Below are 519 nucleotides of genomic sequence, written 5' to 3' on the forward strand. Positions count from 1 at the left end.
ATCACTCTGTCATCCGTGGTCAGCAACCTCAGCGAAGATGCCGACACCAGTTCCGCTATCGTCGTCGCAACGATCGCGGTCAGCGACGATGCACTGGGCTCACAGACGCTGTCGCTTTCCGGTACCGATGCGGCGATGTTTGAAATCGTCGGCAATGACTTGCGACTGAGGGCCGGTTCGACGCTCAACTTCGAGACGAATCCGTCGCTCGACGTGACTGTTAATGTGGACGATGCGTCAATCCCGGGCAGTCCGGACGACTTCGATTCGCGCTCGGTCACGATCAGTGATGTCAATGAAGCACCCACGATCACGCTGTCGTCCGTGGTCAGCAACCTTGATGAAGATGCCGACACCAGTTCCGCCGTCGTTGTCGCAACGATCGCGGTTAGTGATGATGCACTGGGCACCGAAACACTTTCACTGACCGGCACCGATGCGGGGCTGTTCGAGATCGTCGGCAATGACCTGCGATTGAGGGCCGGTTCGACGCTTGACTTCGAGACGAATCCGTCGCTC

1 pseudogene is annotated in these 519 nt (G+C 58.2%); it reads left to right on the forward strand.

Annotated elements, in window-relative coordinates:
- Window positions 1-519: pseudogene (locus tag CA13_RS33010) on the forward strand (cadherin repeat domain-containing protein); the annotation flags it as partial.

Source organism: Novipirellula herctigrandis, from assembly GCA_007859835.1.
GTDB lineage: Bacteria > Planctomycetota > Planctomycetia > Pirellulales > Pirellulaceae > Novipirellula_A > Novipirellula_A herctigrandis.